The sequence below is a fragment of the Aerococcus sp. 1KP-2016 genome, assembly GCF_002252085.1.
In the GTDB taxonomy this organism is placed as follows: domain Bacteria; phylum Bacillota; class Bacilli; order Lactobacillales; family Aerococcaceae; genus Aerococcus.
Genome location: NZ_NEEY01000114.1, coordinates 1 through 304, shown reverse-complemented (window position 1 = coordinate 304; position 304 = coordinate 1). Strand labels below are relative to the sequence as shown.

General features: G+C 37.8%; 1 rRNA gene. It reads left to right on the top strand.

Annotated elements, in window-relative coordinates:
- Positions 1-101, top strand: a 16S ribosomal RNA gene (locus tag B9P78_RS09635); the annotation flags it as partial.
- Positions 102-304: the final 203 nt, after the last annotated feature.

The window sequence follows — 304 nt, the reverse complement described above, 5'->3', positions numbered from 1 at the left end:
GGTAACCTTTTAGGAGCCAGCCGCCGAAGGTGGGACAGATGATTGGGGTGAAGTCGTAACAAGGTAGCCGTATCGGAAGGTGCGGCTGGATCACCTCCTTTCTAAGGAATATTACGGAATACACAAGCGTTCGACTCTTCTTTGTTTAGTTTTGAGAGATTTATCTCTCTAATATATAACTTTGTTCTTTGAAAACTGAATACTGTAAGTAATAAACCTCTTATTTGATTATCTCTACCAGGAGTAATCAATATAAGAAATTCCAATTTTTACCAAGAGTAACAAACCAAAGAAAGTAAGCAAT